20 protein-coding genes and 2 tRNA genes are annotated in these 18,887 nt (G+C 66.7%); 14 read left to right on the top strand and 8 right to left on the bottom strand.

What is annotated here, in order from left to right:
• Nucleotides 1-74 precede the first annotated feature (74 nt).
• From KF780_10125 to KF780_10115, 3 genes are all read left to right on the top strand, one after another.
• Nucleotides 75-1,097 carry a 2-oxoacid:ferredoxin oxidoreductase subunit beta gene (locus tag KF780_10125; protein MBX3562153.1) on the top strand — a complete coding sequence of 341 codons (1,023 nt, stop codon included), beginning with the start codon at nucleotides 75-77 and terminating at the stop codon, nucleotides 1,095-1,097.
• Nucleotides 1,098-1,244: 147 nt separating this feature from the next.
• Nucleotides 1,245-2,510, top strand: coding sequence for a class I SAM-dependent methyltransferase (locus KF780_10120; protein ID MBX3562152.1), 1,266 nt, complete (start codon nucleotides 1,245-1,247; stop codon nucleotides 2,508-2,510).
• 40 nt (nucleotides 2,511-2,550) lie between these two features.
• Nucleotides 2,551-3,117 carry a hypothetical protein gene (locus tag KF780_10115; GenBank protein MBX3562151.1) on the top strand — a complete coding sequence of 189 codons (567 nt, stop codon included), beginning with the start codon at nucleotides 2,551-2,553 and terminating at the stop codon, nucleotides 3,115-3,117.
• Here KF780_10115 and KF780_10110 read toward each other — a convergent pair.
• Entirely contained in the window at nucleotides 3,107-3,817 is a 711-nt protein-coding gene (locus KF780_10110) for an SDR family NAD(P)-dependent oxidoreductase (GenBank protein ID MBX3562150.1), read from the bottom strand. The genes KF780_10115 and KF780_10110 overlap by 11 nt on opposite strands.
• Nucleotides 3,817-5,271 (bottom strand): amidophosphoribosyltransferase, encoded by a 1,455-nt coding sequence (locus tag KF780_10105; GenBank protein MBX3562149.1) that lies wholly within the window; start codon nucleotides 5,269-5,271, stop codon nucleotides 3,817-3,819. The genes KF780_10110 and KF780_10105 overlap by 1 nt, the downstream gene beginning before the upstream one ends.
• 152 nt (nucleotides 5,272-5,423) lie before the next feature.
• Between KF780_10105 and KF780_10100 the strand changes: the two genes are divergently transcribed.
• Genes KF780_10100 through KF780_10090 form a run of 3 tightly spaced genes read left to right on the top strand, consistent with a single transcriptional unit; the run spans nucleotide 5,424 to nucleotide 8,011 of the window.
• Entirely contained in the window at nucleotides 5,424-5,723 is a 300-nt protein-coding gene (locus KF780_10100) for a DNA-binding protein (protein ID MBX3562148.1), read from the top strand.
• Nucleotides 5,724-5,769: 46 nt separating this feature from the next.
• Nucleotides 5,770-6,195 (top strand): MerR family DNA-binding transcriptional regulator, encoded by a 426-nt coding sequence (locus tag KF780_10095; GenBank protein ID MBX3562147.1) that lies wholly within the window; start codon nucleotides 5,770-5,772, stop codon nucleotides 6,193-6,195.
• Nucleotides 6,196-6,214: 19 nt separating this feature from the next.
• A complete protein-coding gene (locus KF780_10090; GenBank protein ID MBX3562146.1) occupies nucleotides 6,215-8,011 on the top strand; it encodes an acyl-CoA dehydrogenase C-terminal domain-containing protein in 1,797 nt (598 codons plus the stop codon).
• Here the strand turns inward: KF780_10090 and KF780_10085 are convergent.
• Together KF780_10085 and KF780_10080 are read right to left on the bottom strand one after the other, a co-directional pair.
• Nucleotides 8,008-8,583, bottom strand: a complete 576-nt coding sequence (locus KF780_10085) for a hypothetical protein (protein ID MBX3562145.1) — start codon at nucleotides 8,581-8,583, stop codon at nucleotides 8,008-8,010. The two genes, KF780_10090 and KF780_10085, sit on opposite strands and share 4 nt — an antisense overlap.
• A complete protein-coding gene (locus KF780_10080; protein MBX3562144.1) occupies nucleotides 8,580-9,698 on the bottom strand; it encodes a GGDEF domain-containing protein in 1,119 nt (372 codons plus the stop codon). Before KF780_10080 ends, KF780_10085 begins: the two co-directional genes overlap by 4 nt.
• Nucleotides 9,699-10,079: 381 nt before the next feature.
• Here KF780_10080 and KF780_10075 point away from each other — a divergent pair, with 381 nt between their 5' ends.
• The 5 genes from KF780_10075 to KF780_10055 all read left to right on the top strand — a co-directional run bounded on the left by KF780_10075 (nucleotide 10,080) and on the right by KF780_10055 (nucleotide 13,006).
• Complete coding sequence (locus tag KF780_10075) at nucleotides 10,080-10,631, top strand: DUF805 domain-containing protein (protein ID MBX3562143.1); 552 nt, start codon at nucleotides 10,080-10,082, stop codon at nucleotides 10,629-10,631.
• A 54-nt stretch (nucleotides 10,632-10,685) separates the two neighbouring features.
• A tRNA-Leu gene (locus KF780_10070) sits at nucleotides 10,686-10,770 on the top strand.
• Nucleotides 10,771-10,815: 45 nt separating this feature from the next.
• Nucleotides 10,816-12,033 carry an AI-2E family transporter gene (locus tag KF780_10065; protein ID MBX3562142.1) on the top strand — a complete coding sequence of 406 codons (1,218 nt, stop codon included), beginning with the start codon at nucleotides 10,816-10,818 and terminating at the stop codon, nucleotides 12,031-12,033.
• Between the two features lie 74 nt (nucleotides 12,034-12,107).
• Nucleotides 12,108-12,184 (top strand) — tRNA-Asp (locus KF780_10060).
• Nucleotides 12,185-12,307: 123 nt separating this feature from the next.
• Nucleotides 12,308-13,006, top strand: coding sequence for a hypothetical protein (locus tag KF780_10055; protein ID MBX3562141.1), 699 nt, complete (start codon nucleotides 12,308-12,310; stop codon nucleotides 13,004-13,006).
• A 64-nt stretch (nucleotides 13,007-13,070) separates the two neighbouring features.
• Here KF780_10055 and KF780_10050 read toward each other — a convergent pair whose 3' ends face one another.
• The 4 genes from KF780_10050 to KF780_10035 form a co-directional block, all read right to left on the bottom strand.
• The gene (locus tag KF780_10050) at nucleotides 13,071-13,289 is read right to left on the bottom strand and encodes a DUF2842 domain-containing protein (GenBank protein ID MBX3562140.1); all 219 of its coding nucleotides are present in this window, start codon (nucleotides 13,287-13,289) and stop codon (nucleotides 13,071-13,073) included.
• Nucleotides 13,280-13,864, bottom strand: coding sequence for a 5-formyltetrahydrofolate cyclo-ligase (locus KF780_10045; protein MBX3562139.1), 585 nt, complete (start codon nucleotides 13,862-13,864; stop codon nucleotides 13,280-13,282). Before KF780_10045 ends, KF780_10050 begins: the two co-directional genes overlap by 10 nt.
• A 154-nt stretch (nucleotides 13,865-14,018) precedes the next feature.
• A complete protein-coding gene (locus tag KF780_10040) occupies nucleotides 14,019-14,348 on the bottom strand; it encodes a cell division protein ZapA (GenBank protein ID MBX3562138.1) in 330 nt (109 codons plus the stop codon).
• The gene (locus KF780_10035) at nucleotides 14,348-14,560 is read right to left on the bottom strand and encodes a hypothetical protein (GenBank protein ID MBX3562137.1); all 213 of its coding nucleotides are present in this window, start codon (nucleotides 14,558-14,560) and stop codon (nucleotides 14,348-14,350) included. The genes KF780_10040 and KF780_10035 overlap by 1 nt, the downstream gene beginning before the upstream one ends.
• A 125-nt stretch (nucleotides 14,561-14,685) precedes the next feature.
• On the opposite strand from KF780_10035, the gene tkt reads away from it, so the two are divergent.
• Genes tkt through KF780_10020 form a run of 3 tightly spaced genes read left to right on the top strand, consistent with a single transcriptional unit; the run spans nucleotide 14,686 to nucleotide 18,878 of the window.
• A complete protein-coding gene (tkt, locus tag KF780_10030) occupies nucleotides 14,686-16,653 on the top strand; it encodes a transketolase (GenBank protein ID MBX3562136.1) in 1,968 nt (655 codons plus the stop codon).
• A gap of 13 nt (nucleotides 16,654-16,666) precedes the next feature.
• Nucleotides 16,667-17,674, top strand: coding sequence for a type I glyceraldehyde-3-phosphate dehydrogenase (gene gap / locus KF780_10025; GenBank protein ID MBX3562135.1), 1,008 nt, complete (start codon nucleotides 16,667-16,669; stop codon nucleotides 17,672-17,674).
• A 4-nt stretch (nucleotides 17,675-17,678) separates the two neighbouring features.
• Nucleotides 17,679-18,878 (top strand): phosphoglycerate kinase, encoded by a 1,200-nt coding sequence (locus tag KF780_10020; protein MBX3562134.1) that lies wholly within the window; start codon nucleotides 17,679-17,681, stop codon nucleotides 18,876-18,878.
• Nucleotides 18,879-18,887 lie beyond the last annotated feature (9 nt).

Genomic DNA, 18,887 nt, shown 5'->3' with positions numbered 1-18,887 from the left:
CCGTCTGCTCCCGCTGCTGCTGATGCTCGTCGTGGTGTGTGCGCTCATTTATTATTCGATGCGAGGCTGATCCGATGACCGAGATGGTCAAGCTGACCCCCAAGGACTTCGCCACCGATCAGGAGGTGCGCTGGTGCCCCGGCTGCGGCGATTATGCCGTGCTGAAGGCGGTGCAGCGCACCATGCCCGATCTCGGCGTCGATCCGGCGAATACGGTGTTCGTCTCCGGCATCGGCTGCTCGAGCCGCTTTCCCTATTATATGGAGACCTACGGCTTCCACACGATCCACGGCCGCGCGCCGGCGCTGGCGACGGGGGTGAAGCTCGCCAATCCCGAGCTCGACGTGTGGATCATCACCGGCGACGGCGATGCGCTGTCGATCGGCGGCAATCACACGATGCACCTCTTGAGGCGCAATCTCGATTGCCAGATCCTGCTGTTCAACAACGAGATTTACGGCCTGACCAAGGGGCAATATTCCCCGACCAGCCGGGTCGGCACGCGCAGCCCGTCGACGCCGTTCGGATCGGTGGACCGGCCGGTGCGTCCCTGCGCCTTCGCATTGGGCTCCGGCGGCCGCTTCGTCGCCCGCGCGATCGACGTGCACAAGAACCTGCCCGACGTGCTGAAGGCGGCGCACGCCCACAAGGGCACGGCCTTCGTCGAGATTTTCCAGAACTGCATCGTCTACAATGACGACGTGTTCGCGCCTTTCACCGCCAAGGAGCATAGCGGCAAGCAATTGTGGTTGAGGCCGGGCGAACCGATGCTGTTCGACGGCGGCGCCAAGGGCCTGACCCTGGACCGCGAGGCGCTGAACCTCAAGGTGGTCGATGTGGCGGACGGGGACTGGGAAGGCGCGGGCGTGATCGTCCACGATCCCGCCAACCGCGCCGTCGCCCACATGCTGATCGACATGCCGATCGGCAGCTTCCCGATGGCGCTGGGCGTCATCTACGACGATCCCAGGCCCACCTTCGAGAGCGCCGTCAGGGAGCAGACCGAGGCCGCCACCGCCGGCAAGGCCGCCGACCTCCAGGCCCTCGTCGCCAAGGGGCAGACCTGGGAAGTGACCAAGGAACCGCGCGAGATTTGATCCCGCTCCGACCCGCCGGCGGAAGCCGGTCCGGGCGGCGATCCTGCCAGCGTGGAGTCCGCCCGGGCCCGGCTTCCGGCCGGATAACGCCGCGTGGCCTACAATCCTTCGCTTGCGCCAGCGGTCGATCCTGCCCATTTAGCCGTCGTGGCCACGCGCAGGGGACTTCATCTGGTCGCCGCCGACCGGGGTTTCGCCACCGGGGGAGGGCTGTTCGCGCGCCTGTTCGCGGGCGGGTTCGCGCATGTGCTCGACGCCATCGACCGGGGCATATCCGGGGGGCGGCTGGAGGCGCTGCTGCCGGACGGCTCGACCCGCATATTCGGCAATCGCGCGCCAGGGCCGGTCGCGAGCGTCCATCTCAGGAGCTGGCACGCGCTGGTCCGGCTCGCCACGTCCGGATCGGTCGGCTGGTACAAGGCCTGGGCGAAGGGCGAATGGGCCAGCCCGGAACCGGTCGCCCTGTTCGAACTGTTCATGCGTAACGCGGCGACCTTGGGCGAGACCGGGCGGGCGAAGGGACCGTGGAAGCTGGTCAACCACATCGCCCATGCCCTCAGGGCCAATTCGCCCGGCCGCGCGCGGCGGAACATCGCCCACCATTACGATCTCGGCAACGATTTCTACACGACCTGGCTGGACCCCGGCATGACCTATTCGAGCGCCGTCTTCGCCGAGCCGATCGCGGCGAGCGAGCCGCTGGAGGCGGCGCAGGCGCGCAAGGTTCGGCTGCTGCTCGACCGGCTCGACCTGAAGCCGGGCCAGCGCCTGCTCGAGATCGGCTGCGGCTGGGGCGGCCTCGCCGAGATCGCCGCGCACGAACATGGCGCGCAGGTCGTCGGCCTGACCCTTTCCGAGGAACAGAAAGCTTATACCGATGCCCGACTCGCCGCGGCGGGCTTGACGGACCGCGTCGACATCCGGCTCCTCGATTATCGCGATGTCGAAGGACAATTCGATGCCGTCGCCAGCGTCGAGATGGTGGAGGCGGTGGGGCAGGAATATTGGCCGGCCTATCTCCAGACGATCGCCCAAGCGCTGAAACCGGGCGGGAAGGCGGCGTTGCAGCTCATCTCGATGCGGGGCGACCTGTTCGATGCCTATGCCGCCAATGCCGATTTCATCCAGGCCTATATCTTCCCCGGCGGTCTGCTGATCGAGGAGGGGCGGTTCCGTAGCATCGCCGAGCAGGCGGGCCTGTCATGGCAAGGCCGCGCCGGTTATGGCCTCCATTATGCCGAGACGCTGCGGCGCTGGCGCGAAAGCTATGACAGTGCGGTCGCGCGCGGCGCCCTGGACCATGGCTTCGACGCCGCCTTCCACGCTCTGTGGCGCTATTATCTGATGTATTGCGAAGGGGGCTTTCGCGGCGGCGGGATCGACGTCGCGCAGGTCACCCTGGCGAAGGCGTGATCGTCTTGCCGCTCCTTCGGCCTTCGGTTACGCCCCACGCATGACCGACGCGCCGCAAGCCGAGATGCGCAAAGCCGAATGGATCGTGTTGGCCGTCCAGCTCCTGCGCCGTGAAGGCCCGGCAGCGCTGACGGTGGAGCGCCTGTGCGACCGGGTGAAGCGTGACGCGGCCGCATTCAACATGCATTTCAAGGGGATCGGCTCGCTCGCTCTCGAGCTGGCCGAGCATTGGGCCAATGCCGAGGCGCGGATCGTCTCGCAGGCGGCGCAGAGCGAGGGGCCGCCCATGCAGCGGCTGATGGCGGTGCTGTCGCTGAGCGGCGTCTCCGATCCGGCGCTGGACCGGGGCGTGCGCGCGCTCGCCGCCGATTATGCCGAGATCGCCGAGATCGTGCGGATCGCCGACGACCGGCGCGAGATGATGGTGAGCGCGATGCTGGCCGAGGTTTATGGCATCAAGGGCGACGAAGCGCGCGCCTTCGGCCGTCTGTTCAACGCGCTGCACCTCGCCGCGATGACGCGGCCGGAGGGGGAGGGCGCCGCTTATGCCGAAGCGCCGGCCAAGGCGCTGACCGCGATGCTGGGATCGAACTTCCCTATCGATTGAGCACGAGCCGGTGGCCGGTTTCGAAATCGCCGGCGAGCAGCTCCAGAATCGCATCGGCGACGGCCGAGGGCGGCTTCAGCGTTTCGGGATCCTCGCCGGGAAAGGCGCGGGCGCGCATCTCGGTGCGGGTCGCGCCGGGATCGACGATCGCGACCTTCACGCCCGTCACATTCTCCATTTCCTGCGCATAGCTCGTCGCCAGCGCCTCCAGCGCCGCCTTGGACGAACCGTAAGCGCCCCAATAGGCCCGGTGCGCCGCGCCGACGCTGGACGAGATGGCGACGAGGCGCCCCGCCTCGCTCCGCCGCAACATGGCATCGAAGGCGGCGATCATCGCCTGCTGGGCCAGCACGTTGAGCGTGAAGACCTTGTTCAGCTCCTTGCCGTCGATCTGCGCGACCGGTCCCAATGTGCCGAGCATCGCGGCGTTGAGCACCAGCACGTCGAGCGCGTCCCAGCGTCCGCCGATCGCCTGGGCCAGTTTACCGATGCTGCCCGGCTCGGCGAGGTCGAGCGGGGCGATCGTCGCCGAGCCGCCGGCCGCGTGGATGCGCTCCTCGACCGCCTCCAGATCCTCGGCGGTGCGCGCGGTCAGCACGACATGCGCGCCCGCTCTGGCCAGCGCTTCCGCCGTTGCCGCGCCGATCCCCCGGCTGGCGCCGGTCACCAGCGCCAGCTTTCCTTCAAGAAACCCCGCCATCAGGCGTAGCTTTGCGCCGGCAGGAGCTGATCGCGCTGCTCCTGGTCCTCATGATCGGTGAGGCGGGTCGGATAGGCACCGGTAAAGCAGGCGTCGCAATATTGCGGTTCCTCCTCGTCGCGCACCACTTCGCCCAGCGCGCGATAAAGGCCGTCGATCGAGAGGAAGGCGAGGCTGTCCGCCTTGATGTAGTTGTTCATCTCCGCGACGTTCATCTGCGCGGCGAGGAGCTTCTTCCGCTCCGGCGTATCGACGCCGTAGAAGCAGCTATGGCGCGTCGGCGGGCTGGCGATCCGCATATGCACCTCGCGCGCGCCGGCCTCGCGCAGCATCTGGACGATCTTGAGGCTGGTCGTGCCGCGCACGATGGAATCGTCGATGAGGACGAGCTTCCTGCCGGCGATCAGCGCGCTGTTGGCATTGTGCTTCAGCTTCACGCCGAGATGGCGGACCTGATCGCCCGGCTGGATGAACGTGCGCCCGACATAGTGGGAGCGGATGATGCCCAGTTCGAACGGAATGCCGCTTTCCTGGGCATAGCCGATCGCGGCGGGAACGCCCGAATCGGGCACCGGCACGACATAATCGGCCTCGACCGGATTCTCCCGTGCCAGCTCCGCGCCGATCGCCTTGCGGACCGAATAGACCGAGGAGCCGTCGACGATGCTGTCGGGGCGCGAGAAATAGACATGCTCGAAGATGCACGGGCGCGGCCGCTCCGCCGCGAAGGGGCGCAAGGACCGCACGCCCTGTTCGGAGACGATCACCAGCTCGCCCGGCTCGACGGTGCGCAGGTAGGTTGCGCCGACCACGTCGAGCGCCACGGTTTCGGACGCGAAGATATAGGCCTCGCCCAGCCGGCCCATGACGAGCGGGCGGATGCCGCGCGGATCGCGGCAGGCGATCAGACCCTCGTCGGTCAGGCAGACGAGGCTGTAGGCGCCCTCGACCTGCTTCAGCGCATCGATGAAGCGGTCGAGCAGGGTGCGGTAGGTTGAGGTCGCGACCAGGTGGATGATCACTTCCGTGTCGCTGGTCGACTGGAAGATCGAGCCGCGCGCGTTCAATTCGCGCCGCAGCCGCATCGCATTGGAGATATTGCCGTTATGCGCGACGGCGAAGCCGCCGGTGGAGAGCTCGGCGAAGAGCGGCTGGACGTTGCGCATCGCCGTCTCGCCGGTCGTCGAATAGCGGACATGGCCGATGGAGGCCTGGCCGGCCAGCGCGCGGATCACCGAATCCTTGTCGAAATTGCCGGCCACATGGCCCATCGCCCGGTGGCTGTGAAAGGCGGCGCCGTCCCACGAGGTGATGCCGGCCGCTTCCTGGCCGCGATGCTGGAGCGCATGGAGGCCGAGCGCGGTCACCGCGGCGGCGGTCTCCGCGCCCCAGATGCCGAATATGCCGCACTCCTCGCGCAGCTTGTCGTCGTCATATGGATGGGTGGTCAGCATGGCCTTCCCGGGAGTCACGCTTGGGTTGGGCGGGCATATAGGGGCGGCGGGCCGGCTTGTCGCCCCCGCCGTGCAAAGAATCTGAAATATCGCCGGGGCTTCGCCATCGGCCGGCGGGGCGCTATGGTCCCAGCCGGAGCAAGGAGGCGTTTGTGACGATCGACGGACCGCTCGCCCGCGCCGCGCGGGCGCTGGTGCAATGGCCACGGGACTTCGTGGCGCGCAAGGCGCGGCTCGAGGAGGAGGCGCTGGCCGGGTTCGAAGCCGGAACGGCGCCGCTGGACGATGCGGCTATCGCCCGGCTGCGCGCGGTTCTTGAAGGCGGCGGCGCGGTTTTCATTCCGGAAAACGGCGGCGGACGCGGCGTCCATCTCAAATTTGCCCGCAAGGATGTGCGCGCGATCGCCCGGCTGGAAGGCGAGGGCGGCCCGGTGGGCGACGACGATGTGTGACGCGGGGGCGCTTGACGCTAACGTTAACGTAAAATAGCTTTGCCCCATGCCCGAAACCGCGCTCCATTCCGATTATCACGCATCCGGCCGCGACGAGCGCAGCTACACCATCACCCAGCTCTGCGAGGAGTTCGGCGTCACCGCCCGCGCGCTGCGCTTCTACGAGGACGAGGGCCTGATCTCGCCCGAGCGCAGCGGCCTGGCGCGCATCTATTCGTGGCGCGATCGCGCCCGGCTCGCCTGGATCCTGCGCGGCAAGAGAGTCGGCTTCAGCCTCGCCGACATTCGCGAGATGATCGATCTCTACGATGTCGGCGACGGCCGTCATGAGCAGCGCCGGGTGACGCTGGAGAAATGCCGGCACCGGGTCGATGTGCTGAAGAAGCAGAAGATCGACATCGACGCCACGATCGACGAGCTCGAACGATTCATCGCCATGGTGGCAGCGGCGGAGACCGTGCCCACCGAATAAGCTTCCCAGGGAGAGGACAATGCCCAGCTATACCGCGCCCGTCCGCGACACGCGCTACGTGCTCGAGCAGGTGCTCGGCATCGAGCGTTATTCCAACCTGCCGGGGTTCGAGAATGCGACGCCCGACATGATCGAGGCGATCCTCTCCGAAGGCGGCCGCTTTGCCTCGGAAGTGCTTCACCCGCTCAACCGCAGCGGCGACGAGGAAGGCTGCACCCGCCACGCCGACGGCAGCGTGACGACGCCCAAGGGCTTCAAGGAAGCCTATGCGCAGTTCGTCGAGGGCGGCTGGACCACGCTCTCGGCACCGGAGCAATATGGCGGGCAGGGGCTGCCTTCCGTCCTCGCCACCGCCGTCACCGAATATCTGCTCTCCGCCAACCAGGCGTTCGAGATGTATAACGGCCTGACCCAGGGCGCGATCGCCTCGATCATCGTCAAGGGCTCGGACGAGCAGAAGGACACCTATCTGCCCAACATGGTGTCCGGCCGCTGGACCGGCACGATGAACCTCACCGAGCCGCATTGCGGCACCGATCTCGGCCTGCTCAAGACCAAGGCCGATCCGCAGGCGGACGGCAGCTACCGGATCACCGGCACCAAGATCTTCATCTCGGCCGGCGAACACGACCTGTCGGAAAACATCATCCACCTCGTCCTCGCGAAGATCGCCGGCGCGCCGGACAATGTGAAGGGCATCTCCCTGTTCATCGTCCCGAAGTTCCTGGTGAATGACGATGGCAGTCTCGGCGAACGCAACGGCGTTTCCTGCGGCTCGATCGAGGAGAAAATGGGCATTCACGGCAATTCGACCTGCCTGCTCAATTATGACGGCGCGACCGGCTATCTGATCGGCGAGCCGGAAAAGGGGCTGGCCGCGATGTTCATCATGATGAACGCCGCCCGTCTCGGCGTCGGGCTCCAGGGTCTCGCGCAGGGCGAGATCGCGTACCAGAACGGCCTCGCCTACGCGAAGGACCGGCGGCAGGGTCGGGCGCTCGACCCCGATGCGCGCGATCCCGAGGCGAAGGCGGACCCGATCATCGTCCATCCGGACGTGCGCCGGATGCTGATGGAGACCAAAACATTCAACGAGGCGGCGCGCGCCTTCATCCTGTGGGGGGCACTGCAGGTCGACATCGCCCGCAAGGCGCAGACCGGGGAGGAGCGCGAGGCGGCCGACGATCTGCTCAGCCTGCTCACCCCGGTCATCAAGGGTTATCTGACCGACAAGGGCTTCGAGGCAGCGGTCGCCATGCAGCAGATCCACGGCGGCCACGGCTATATCCGCGAATGGGGCATGGAGCAGTTCGTCCGCGACGCGCGCATCGCCCAGATCTACGAGGGTACGAACGGCATTCAGGCGCTCGACCTGATCGGCCGCAAGCTGCCGGCCAATGGCGGCCGGGCGATCCAGGCCTTCTTCAAGCTGGTCGGGGAGGAGGCGAACGCTGCGAAAGGCGACGAGAAACTCGCCATCATCGCCGGCGCCGTCGAGCGCGCCAATGGCGATTTGCAGACCGCCTCGCTCTGGCTGATGCAGAATGCGATGACCAATCCCAATCAGGCGGGCGCGGCGGCCTATCCCTATATGTCGCTGATGGGCGTGGTCTGCCTCGGCCTCATGTGGCTGCGCATGGCCAGGGCGAGCGCCGCGGCATTGGCGAACGGCACGGAGGACCCCGCCTTCCACGAGGCCAAGCTGGCGACCGCGCGCTTCTACGCCGAGAAGATCATGCCGGAAAGCAACGCGCTGCGCCGCAAGATCGAGGCCGGCGCCGACAGCCTGATGGCGCTGCCGGTGGAGGCCTTTTAGGGCGCGATCTCCTCGATCGCGTAGCGCAGGCGCGGGCTGAGCGCGCGCAGCCGCGCCCGGCGTTCCTCGCGGGTCATCGAGAGCGCCCAGCTCCATGCCGCATCATAATCGTAGGGCGCGCGGATGCGGCGTTCGATCGCGACCATCCGGTCGGCGAAGTCCCGACCGTACAGGTCCGTCCAGACATCGTAGAGGAAGAGATAGAGCAGCCGGTGATCGTCCAGCTCCGGCGAACGGGGCAGGGTCATCGCCAGCCGGTGCCCGATCTCGTGCACGAGGGTCGCTTTCATATAGGCGCGATGGGTGCTGGCGCGCAGCCGGATAGTTCGCCCGTCGAAGCTGATCATCGGCGCGCCGTCGCGCACCAGCACCTCGATCTCCGACAGGGGAAAGGACCCTCCGGTCGCGGCTTCCATGGCGGCGACGATCAGCCGACCGTCATCCTGCCAGATGCGGCGATATTCCGCCGTTGCCGCTTCGAACCGCGGCGCCATGGCGACGAAACTGAGCGGTGGCGCCGCCCCGCAGGCGAGCAGCCAGATGCCGAGCGCGAGACCGACGCGCTGTTTCATGCCCCGTCAGCGAGCGGCCGTGCGGCGATATAGACCCGGTTCCGGCCCTGTTGCTTGGCGAGATAGAGCGCTTCGTCCGCCGCCTTCAGCGCGGCGCGTCCGTCCGCATAGGCCAGCACGTCGGCGATGCCCGCCGAAAAGCTGACCGGGGCGAGCCGCGCGCCGTCCTCGCGATTGACCAGGTTGCGTTCGGCGAGATCCTCGCGCGCGGCGTCGACGATCTCCGCTGCTTCGGCCGTGCTTGCCTCGAACAGCATCGCGAATTCCTCGCCGCCATGACGCGCGACATGACAGGCATTGCGGGAAATCTCCGCCAGCAGGCGGGCGACGAACTGCAGCACGCGATCGCCCGTGTCGTGGCCGTACGTGTCGTTGATCGCCTTGAAATGATCGAGGTCGCAAAAGGCGATGGCGAGTGGCGTGCCGTTGTCCCGCGCCGCCTGCGCGCGGCTGCGCAGCACGGATTCGAACGCGCGGCGGTTGGGCAGTCCGGTCAGGTAGTCCTGCTCGGCCGCCTTGCGCGCCGCTTCCAGATTCTGCTGCAGCGCGCGGGCATCCTTCTGGTGCGCGCGCATTTGCGTTTCCGCCTTGCGCATGGTCTCCACCATCGTGCGCGTCAGCTGGACCAGCTTCTCGATCGCCGGCGCGGACGGCGTGCCTGAATCGAGGTCGTCGGCCTGCCGCTTGAGTTCGGTCCCGTAGTCGTGCGCGGATTCCCGCGAATGATCGGTGAGCTGGATCACCTGATCGAGATGCGTTTCGACCTTATCGAGCATCTCGGCGAGAGCTTCGGGCGTCATCTTGTCGGCCTCGCGCTCCGCGGCGATCTCCTCGACGATGCCGTTGGTCAGGCAGCCATGGATGCGCAGCGATTCGCCGACGGCGCGCTCGACGACCGGATCGCCGGCCAGATAATCCAGCGCCAGCCCGAAATTGAGCGGCGTGATATCCAGATCATGCTCGAAGAGGAACTCGCCGGCCTGGGCGTAGAGCGCCCGGTGCCGGTTGACGGCCCGCCGCGGCGATTCGCCGACAAGGTCGATTCGCACCTCGGCGGAGGGCGCAACGGACGCGAAACGCTGCGCCCACCTGGCAAAACGGTCGCCAATTCCCATCGTCCCTACCCCCCGGTCGGTCCTCGATCTGGTCGTTCTGTGAGAGCCACGACCGCGGAACACGGCGGGCTGCCCGGATTTTCGCCCCGATCCTTACCATAACCGGAAGGAAAAGGGAGAGCGGCCGAACGTGCGCGCTGCGACATCGCTTGCAACTGCCATTCGACGAAGCAGGGCCCGCATTTCTGTGAATGCCATGCGGGCTTGATCGCGACACGGAAATGACGGACGCTGCCTGCCTGTCGTTCGGGGGAGTGGCGGCGATTGATATTCGTATCGCGCTGCGGGGATCGATTTTCGGATCGGCCTGAATTCCTGCCCGCGTCGCGCGGTCGCGGCGCCGGCAGCATGGAGGAACGGCCGCGACCGAGGGGGGGCGAGATGGACTGGATGATGATGCCACTGCGCCGCTACGCCGATTTTTCCGGCCGTTCACGGCGGATGGAATTCTGGATGTGGGTGCTGTTCCAGTTCATCCTGTACACGGCGCTGTCCGTGGTCATGTTCGCGGTGACCGGGGCGGCGATCTGGAGCGCGAGCCAGACCAACGATATCGCCGGCGCGATCGGCGCGGGTCTGGGCTTCATGTTGTTCATCATGCTTTTCGGGCTGATCTGGCTGGTCCTGCTCGTGCCCAGCCTGGCCGTCTCGGTCCGCCGCCTGCACGATATCAATCGGTCGGGATGGTGGGTTGGCGGCTATTTCCTGGCGAGCCTGGGGTTGAACACTCTCAGCTTCTCGCTGCTCGCGATAGCGGTCACTTCGCTCGAATCGGCGATCGCGGCCGGGGGCGTGATGACCCTGCTGGTGATGGGCCTGTTCGTGTACGCGCTGGTGCTGCTTGTCTTCTTCTTTCTGGACGGCACGCCGGGCGCGAACCGCTATGGCCCGGACCCCAAGGGACGTGCCGACGCGGCCAACGTCTTCGGCTGAGCCATCGCGCCGTGGTTGCGACGGGCCCGCACCTGCACTAGGGCGGATCCGCGTGCCCCTGTGGCGGAATTGGTAGACGCGCTCGACTCAAAATCGAGTTCCGCAAGGAGTGCCCGTTCGACTCGGGCCAGGGGCACCATTCGCACTCTTCTCACCCGCCGCGCCCTGGGGCATTGTCGGTCATATGGAAGAGCATCCCGCTGAACCGCCCAAACCGCCCGCGCCGCGGCGCCCGGCCACGCCTCCCGAATCGCATTTCGAAGCCGATATCGAGGCCGCGGCCTTCCGCCGCGACCGGCTGCTCGCCTCGCTGGCGCTCATGCTCGGCATCGCACTGATCATGGCGATGCCGTTCGCGCTGCGCGCGGGCGCGGAATTCTTCCTGCCCGTCACCGCCGCTCTGGTGATCGCGATCGCGCTGGTGCCGCTGCTCGAATGGATGGAGCGCCGGCGCGTGCCTTCGGCGCTCGCCGCCTTCCTGTGCGTCGTCCTGTTCCTGACCATGGCCAATGTCGCCGTCGCGGCGATCGTGCTGCCGGCGGCCGAATGGTTCCAGATGCTGCCCGACCGGATCGGGCAGCTCCGCAACACGCTGGCGCCGCTGGTCGATGTTTATGCGAACCTCGAGCGGTTCATCGACAATGTCGTGCGCGAATTCGGCCGCTCGCCGGTGCCGGCCGCGACGCCGCAGGCCGTGCGCGTGGAAACGCCCAATTCGCTCCTGCAAATCGTCGCCACCTCGGCGCCGTTCGCGGCGATCCAGATGTTCTTCGCGGTGCTCGTCATCTTCTTCTTTCTCTCGGGCTGGACCCGGATGCGCAAGCGCACGATCACCACCCGCGCCAGCTTCGACGGGGCGATGACGACCGCCCGGGTGATCCAGCAGGTGGTGGACGCGACCTCCACCTATCTCGGCACGATCACCGTCGTGAATATCGGCATGGGCCTGATCGTCGCCTTGATCCTCTACTTCCTCGAAATGCCGACGCCGTTGATGTGGGGCGGCATCGTCGCGGTGCTGAACTACATCCCCTATCTCGGCCCGATCGCCTCGACATTGCTGCTCGCGCTGGGCGGGCTGATGGCGTTCGAGGATCCCTGGTACGCGATGCTGCCAGCGCTGTCCTTCGTCGCCATCCACATGATCGAGGCGAACCTCGTGACGCCGATGGTGGTCGGCCGGCGGCTCACCATCAATCCCCTGATGATCCTCCTGTCGCTGAGCTTCTGGGCCTGGGTCTGGGGGACGACCGGGGCGCTGCTCGCCGTACCGCTGCTGATCATCTTCCGCACCGTCCTCGACGCGGCCGGCAAGCCCGACATCGCCGGTTTCCTGTTCGAGGAGGGAACGCTCATCCAAGAACATCATGAGGACCATCGCGCCCAGCCGCCGCCGGGTTGATCTTGCGTCAAATTCTCCCGCCCGGGTCGCTTGACAGCCCCGATGCCCTCTTCTAGTTCGCCCGCCTGCCTTACGCGGGTGTAGCTCAGTTGGTTAGAGCGCCGGCCTGTCACGCCGGAGGTCGCGGGTTCGAGCCCCGTCACTCGCGCCACTTCCCCCTCCGCCATGACCCATGGCGTTTGCCAAGGCGTCATAGCGCGCCCGACAATGGGTAAAGCCATTGTTTCTTGCATTTGGCAGCAATAATTTTCGCCGTCCGCCATAGGAGCACCGAATGCCTGGCTACAATGAACGTCTGTTCGGCGGGGGCGTACGAAAGCGTTTACACGAGGCGCGATTTCATTGGCTCGAAAAGGCATCCCGATCCCTTGATTGTTCGACGGTATTCGAACTGGGTTGCTTCGATGGCAAGGCGATCAATTATCTACCGAGAAAGCCGGAGCGTTATGTCGGTGCCGACGCGAATTGGGAAGGCGGCCTCGATGATGCGCGCAAGCTCTGGCCGCAATTCGAGTTTCACAATTGCCGTCATCCCGATGATATCCTGGATAAGGTGAGCGGTCCGTTTTCTCTGTCTATTGCGATGGAGACGTTCGAACATATCCCGCCAGCCATCGTGCCCGACTATATCGATTTCCTTGCGGATATTACACGCGGCCATGTGCTCATAACGGTGCCGGTTGAATTCGGCCCCGTTTTCCTTGGGAAATATCTTGCGAAACAGCTCGTGGGTTCATTTTCCGAAAAAGATGGAGAAGTGCGCTCATATACGCTCGGCGAAGTCATGAACGCCACGATCGGACGGACTTCGCGCGTTCGTCGAGGGGAGCACAAAGGGTTCGACTATCGCTGGCTGCGAGCTTTGCTTGGCCAGCGTTTCGACATAATTGCGAGCGAGGGACACCCATTCCGGCTAGGACCGCCTTGGCTCAATTTCGGTGTCGGTATCTTGGCGCGGTCGCGCTCGATCTGAGAGGCCCAGACCCCGATCCGTGTCGGCACCCTGCCTTTGCCAGGGAACCGTGGCGTCTGGGCTATCACGGGCCTCGCCACTTTCCCGTTTCCATCCAGCGCAGCAGAGGCTTCAGCGGCAGGATCCAGACGATCCCGGCGACCAGGTAATAGAGGGCATGGATCCAGCCCGGCGCCCAGTCGAGATACGGCGCGACGCTGGCCACGATCACCGCCCAGCCGGCGATCAACAGCAGGATCAGCAATATGCCGAAGGGCTGGCGCCAGGTCGGCTCTACGCGCATGCAATCCACTCCTCCGGCGTCGCGATCGCATCCAGGGGAATGTCCCAAAGATCGGCGGGAAGGGCCGAATCGACGATCTGGCCCGGCCAGGCAAGCCCGATCGTCATGACCGGCCCGGCGGCGCGCAAGGCGGCCAGCGTGCGATCGTAATGGCCCTGCCCATGGCCGATCCGTGTGCCGCGCCGGTCGGCGAGGACGAGCGGGACGAGCAGGACATCGGGCGCCAGCGCCTCCGCATCTGTATGAGGCTGCAACATGCCCCAGGGGCCGGGCGTCTCCGCCGGCCCCTCGCGCCATTGCATGGGTGACACCCGATCGGCGAACCAGGGAAAGGCGATCCGCACGCCCGGATCGAGTCCGGCGAGGATCGCGTCGGGGCCGATCTCGCTCGCCAGCGGCCGATAGGCGGCGATCACCCGCGCGCTGCCGATCCGGGGCAGCACCTGCCGCGCCAGATCGTTCTCAAGCTGTGATCTCACCTCCCGCGTCAGCCCACGCGCGAAATCGCGGCGCCGGCGCAATGCCTCGGCGCGCTGTGCACTCTTGTCGGGCGGGAAGGGTGACGGGACCGCCATGGCCGTTTGCTGGAATATCCTCTGACGCCTAGAACGTCAGGTGGGAACCATGTGCGTCAGGCCAGGGCCTGGGCAGGGACAGCTCCCGAGGATGTCTTATCGCCTCAGGGATGTTCTCGAAAGCGCGCACCGGGCAGTACCCGTCATCGCCAATCTAGGCGTTCGGACCGCCGCTCTCAAGAGCATCGGCGAGTCTTTCCATCCGCCCCGCGAGCCGCTCCAGCGCTTCGGCGACGGCGGGATCGGGCGGCAAGGGCTCCGGATCGGCGATGCCGTTGCCGGCGCGGACCTCCTTGAGATCGTCGGCGATCAGCAGGGCGGCGAACAGGAGCTGGCGCGATTCGGTCAGTCCGCCCAGCGCGGTCTCGGCATCGCGGGCGCGCCGGTCCACGGTGGCGGCGAGGCCGCGCAGATGCGCTTCCTCGCCATCGCGACAGGCGACATTGTAACGGCGGCCCGCCACCTCGACGTCGATGCTGGCCATCAGCCTCTCTCCCCGGCGGCGACCAACCGGTCGATCTCACCGATCGCGCCCGCGACTCGGGCGCGCAACGCGTCATGCGCCGCGCTGAGCCGGCGATAATCCTCGCTGTCCTGCGGATCGGAAGACGGAGACGGACGCGAAGCCACCGCCTCGATGCGCGCGAGGGCCCGCTCGATGCGGCTGACGGCGTCAAGGGCGCGCTGGTCGGCCATGTCATGACGATAACACAGCCGTGGCGCGCGGCAAGCCGCCATGGTTGACGGAACTGCCCCCGCCGATAAAGGGAGGCCAGCGCGCCGTGCCGCGCGCTCCACGATTCCGCCTTCGAAGGGACCGCATGTCCGCCGACATAAGATCGCTCGCCAACGCCATCCGCGCCCTGTCCATGGATGCGGTCCAGGCGGCCAATTCCGGCCATCCCGGCATGCCGATGGGCATGGCCGACGCCGCGACGATCCTGTGGACCGAATATCTGAAGCACGATCCCGCCGATCCGCACTGGGCGGACCGCGACCGCTTCGTGCTCTCGGCCGGCCATGGCTCGATGCTGATCTACAGCCTGCTCAATCTCACCGGCTACGCGCATCCGACGATGGACGAGATCCGCAATTTCCGTCAGTCTGGCAGCCCTTGCGCCGGCCATCCGGAGAATTTCCTGCTCGATGGCGTCGAGGCGACCACCGGACCGCTGGGGCAGGGCGTGGCGATGGCGGTCGGCATGGCGATCGCCGAACGGCACCTCAACGCAGCGTTCGGGGACGATCTGGTCGATCACCGCACCTGGGCCATTGCCGGCGACGGCTGCCTGATGGAAGGCGTCAACCACGAGGCGGCGGGCCTGGCCGGCCATCTCGGCCTCGGCCGGCTCAATGTGATCTGGGACGACAACCGCATCACCATCGACGGCGGCACGGACCTTTCGACCAGCGAGGATATCGAGACACGCTATGTCGCTTATGGCTGGCATGTCGTGCGCTGCGACGGCCACGATCCGGCCGCTATCCGCCGCGCCTATGATGCCGCTTTGGCCGATCCACGCCCGTCGCTGATCGCCTGCCGCACCATCATCGGCAAGGGAGCGCCCAACAAGCAGGGCACGTCGGCCACGCACGGCGCCGCGCTCGGCCCGGACGAAGTGGCCGCCGCCCGCGCGGAGCTGGGCTGGGCGGCCGCACCCTTCGAGATTCCGGCGGACATCGCCGATGCCTGGCGCGAGGCCGGCCGGCGCGCCGCCGGGGACCACGCCGCGTGGCGCGACCGCCTCGCCGCGAGCGAGAGGGGCGCGGAGCTGACCCGCCGCATGGCCGGCGACCTGCCCGAAGGCTTTTCTCTCAAGGACTATATCGCCGGCCTGATCGCCGATCCGAAGAAGGTCGCGACCCGCAAGGCGTCGGAGATGGCGCTGGAGGCGATCAATGCGATGGTGCCGGAAACGGTGGGCGGCTCGGCCGACCTCACCGGTTCGAACAACACCAAAACGAAGAACCAGAAGCCGCTGACGAAAGACGATTATTCCGGGCGCTATATCTATTACGGCATCCGTGAATTCGGCATGGCGGCGGCGATGAACGGCATGGCGCTGCATGGCGGGATCATTCCCTATGGCGGCACCTTCCTGATCTTCTCCGATTATTGCCGTCCCGCGATACGCCTGTCCGCGCTCCAGCAGGTCCGCGCCATCTATGTGATGACGCACGATTCGATCGGGCTGGGCGAGGACGGCCCGACCCATCAACCGGTCGAGCAGCTCGCTTCGCTGCGCGCCATGCCCAATCTCGACGTCTATCGCCCCTGCGACGTAGTCGAGACGGCGGAATGTTGGGAATTGGCGTTGCGGGCGAAAGGCAAGCCGTCCTTGCTCGCGCTGACTCGGCAGAACCTGCCGCAAGTCCGCACGGAAGCATCGGAAAATCTGTCCGCCAGAGGCGCCTATCGGCTCCGCGCCGCATCGGGCGCGCGCAAGGTCGTGCTGCTGGCTACCGGCTCGGAGGTCGAAGTCGCTCTCGCCACCGCCGACGCGCTCGAAGGGCAGGGGATCGGCGCCGACGTCGTCTCCATGCCCTGCTGGGAGGCGTTCGACGCGCAGCCGGCGGCCTATCGCGCTGACATCCTGCCGGACGACGCCCTGATCGTCTCGATCGAGGCGGGCGCGACCTTCGGCTGGGAGCGATATACCGGCCGCGACGGGCTCACTATCGGCCTCGACCGCTTCGGCGCCTCCGCGCCGGCGGATGAGCTTTTCAAGCGCTTCGGCTTTACCGCCGAAGCGATCGTGCCGCGGGTGATCGCGGCGCTTAAATCCTAAGGAGATCGATTATATGGCAACCAAAGTTGCGATCAACGGGTTCGGGCGCATCGGCCGCCTCGTCGCCCGCGCCATCCTCGAGAACAAGGATAGCGGCCTGGAGCTGGTGGCGATCAACGATCTCGCCGATGCCGAATCCAACGCGCTCCTCTTCAAGCGCGACTCGGTCCACGGTCCCTATCCGGGCGAGGTGAAGGCCGACGGCAACGATCTCGTCATCGACGGCAAGCGCATCAAGGTGACGGCCGAGAAGGACCCCGCCAACCTGCCGCACGCCGCCAACGGCGTCGATATCGCGCTGGAATGCACCGGCTTTTTCACCGACCGGGCGAGCGCGCAGAAGCATCTCGATGCCGGCGCGAAGCGCGTCCTCATCTCCGCGCCGGGCAAGAATGTCGATCTGACGGTCGTTTACGGCGTCAATCACGACAAGCTGGAGGCGGGCCACACGATCGTCTCCAATGCGTCCTGCACCACCAACTGCCTCGCGCCCGTCGCGAAAGTGCTGCACGACGCGCTCGGCATCGAGCGCGGCTTCATGACCACGATCCACGCCTACACCAACGATCAGAAGATCCTGGACCAGATCCATAGCGACAAGCGCCGCGCCCGCGCCGCCGCCATGTCGATGATCCCGACCACCACCGGCGCCGCGCGCGCTGTGGGCGAGGTTCTGCCGGAGCTGAAGGGCAAGCTGGACGGCTCCTCGGTGCGCGTGCCGACGCCGAATGTCAGCCTGGTCGATCTCACCTTCACGCCGAGCCGCGACACCAATGCCGAGGAGGTGAACGCGATCTTGAAGGCGGCGGCCGAAGGCGCGCTGAAGGGCATCCTCGCTTATACCGAGGAGCCGCTCGTCTCGATCGACTTCAACCACAATCCGGCCAGCTCGACCGTCGACAGCCTGGAAACGGCGGTGCTGGAGGGCCGGCTGGTCCGCGTCGTCTCCTGGTACGACAATGAATGGGGTTTCTCGAACCGCATGGTCGATACGGCCAAGGCGATCGCGGCGCTGATCTGACGTCATGGCGTCGTTTCGCACTCTGGACGATCTCGGCGACGTGAGCGGCAAGCGCGCTCTGGTGCGCGTCGATCTCAATGTGCCGATGCACGAGGGCTCGGTCAGCGACGACACCCGGCTGCGCGCGACGCTGCCGACCGTCACCGAGCTCGCCGATCGCGGCGCGATCGTGCTGCTGCTCGCCCATTTCGGCCGGCCTAAGGGGCAGAAACGCCCTGACATGTCGCTGTCGCTGGTGACGCGTGGCTACAGCCATGTGCTGGGCCGCTCGGTCCAGTTCGTGCCGGAATGTCAGGGGGAAGGGGTCGCCCACGCGCTGAAGGTGCTGCGCCCAGGCGACGTCGCGATCCTCGAGAACACCCGCTTCCATGCGGGCGAGGAGGCGAACGATCCCGAACTCGCCGCCGCGATCGCCGCCAATGGCGACTTCTACGTCAACGACGCTTTCTCCGCCGCACACCGTGCTCATGCCTCCACAGAGGGTATCGCCCATCTCCTCCCGTCTTATGCCGGCCGCGCGATGGAGAAGGAGCTGAAGGCGCTGGAGGTCGCGCTCGGCCAGCCCGAGCGCCCCGTCGCGGCCGTGGTCGGCGGCGCGAAGGTCTCGACCAAGCTCGACGTGCTCAGGAACCTGGTCGGCAAGGTCGATCACCTGATCATCGGCGGCGGCATGGCCAATACCTTCCTCGCCGCGCGCGGCGTCGCGATCGGCAGGAGCCTCGCCGAGCGCGACCTGACCGGCACGGCCGAGGCGATCCTCGATGCCGCCGACAAGGCGAACTGCATCGTCCATCTGCCCTATGACGTGGTGGTGGCGAAGGAATTTGCCGCCAATCCGCCCTCCTTGCGCACCTGCAACGTCCACGAGGTCGCCGAAGACGAGATGATCCTCGACATCGGCCCCGCCGCCGTCGAGGCGCTGGCCGACGCGCTCAAGACCTGCCGCACGCTCGTTTGGAACGGGCCGCTGGGCGCGTTCGAAACGCCGCCCTTCGACGCCGCGACCGTCGCGCTCGCCCGCACCGCGGCGGCGCTGACGCAGGAAGGCGGTCTCGTCTCCGTCGCCGGTGGCGGCGACACCGTGGCGGCGCTGAATCAGGCCGGCGTCGCGGACGATTTCACCTTCGTTTCCACTGCCGGCGGGGCCTTCCTGGAATGGATGGAAGGCAAGGAGCTGCCCGGCGTCGCCGCGCTGATGCGCTGACCCCGACCG

It is taken from the genome of Sphingomonas sp. (genome assembly GCA_019635535.1).
In the GTDB taxonomy this organism is placed as follows: domain Bacteria; phylum Pseudomonadota; class Alphaproteobacteria; order Sphingomonadales; family Sphingomonadaceae; genus Allosphingosinicella.
The sequence above is the reverse complement of the archived record's forward strand: the minus strand, read 5'-3'. Positions and strand labels throughout refer to the sequence as shown.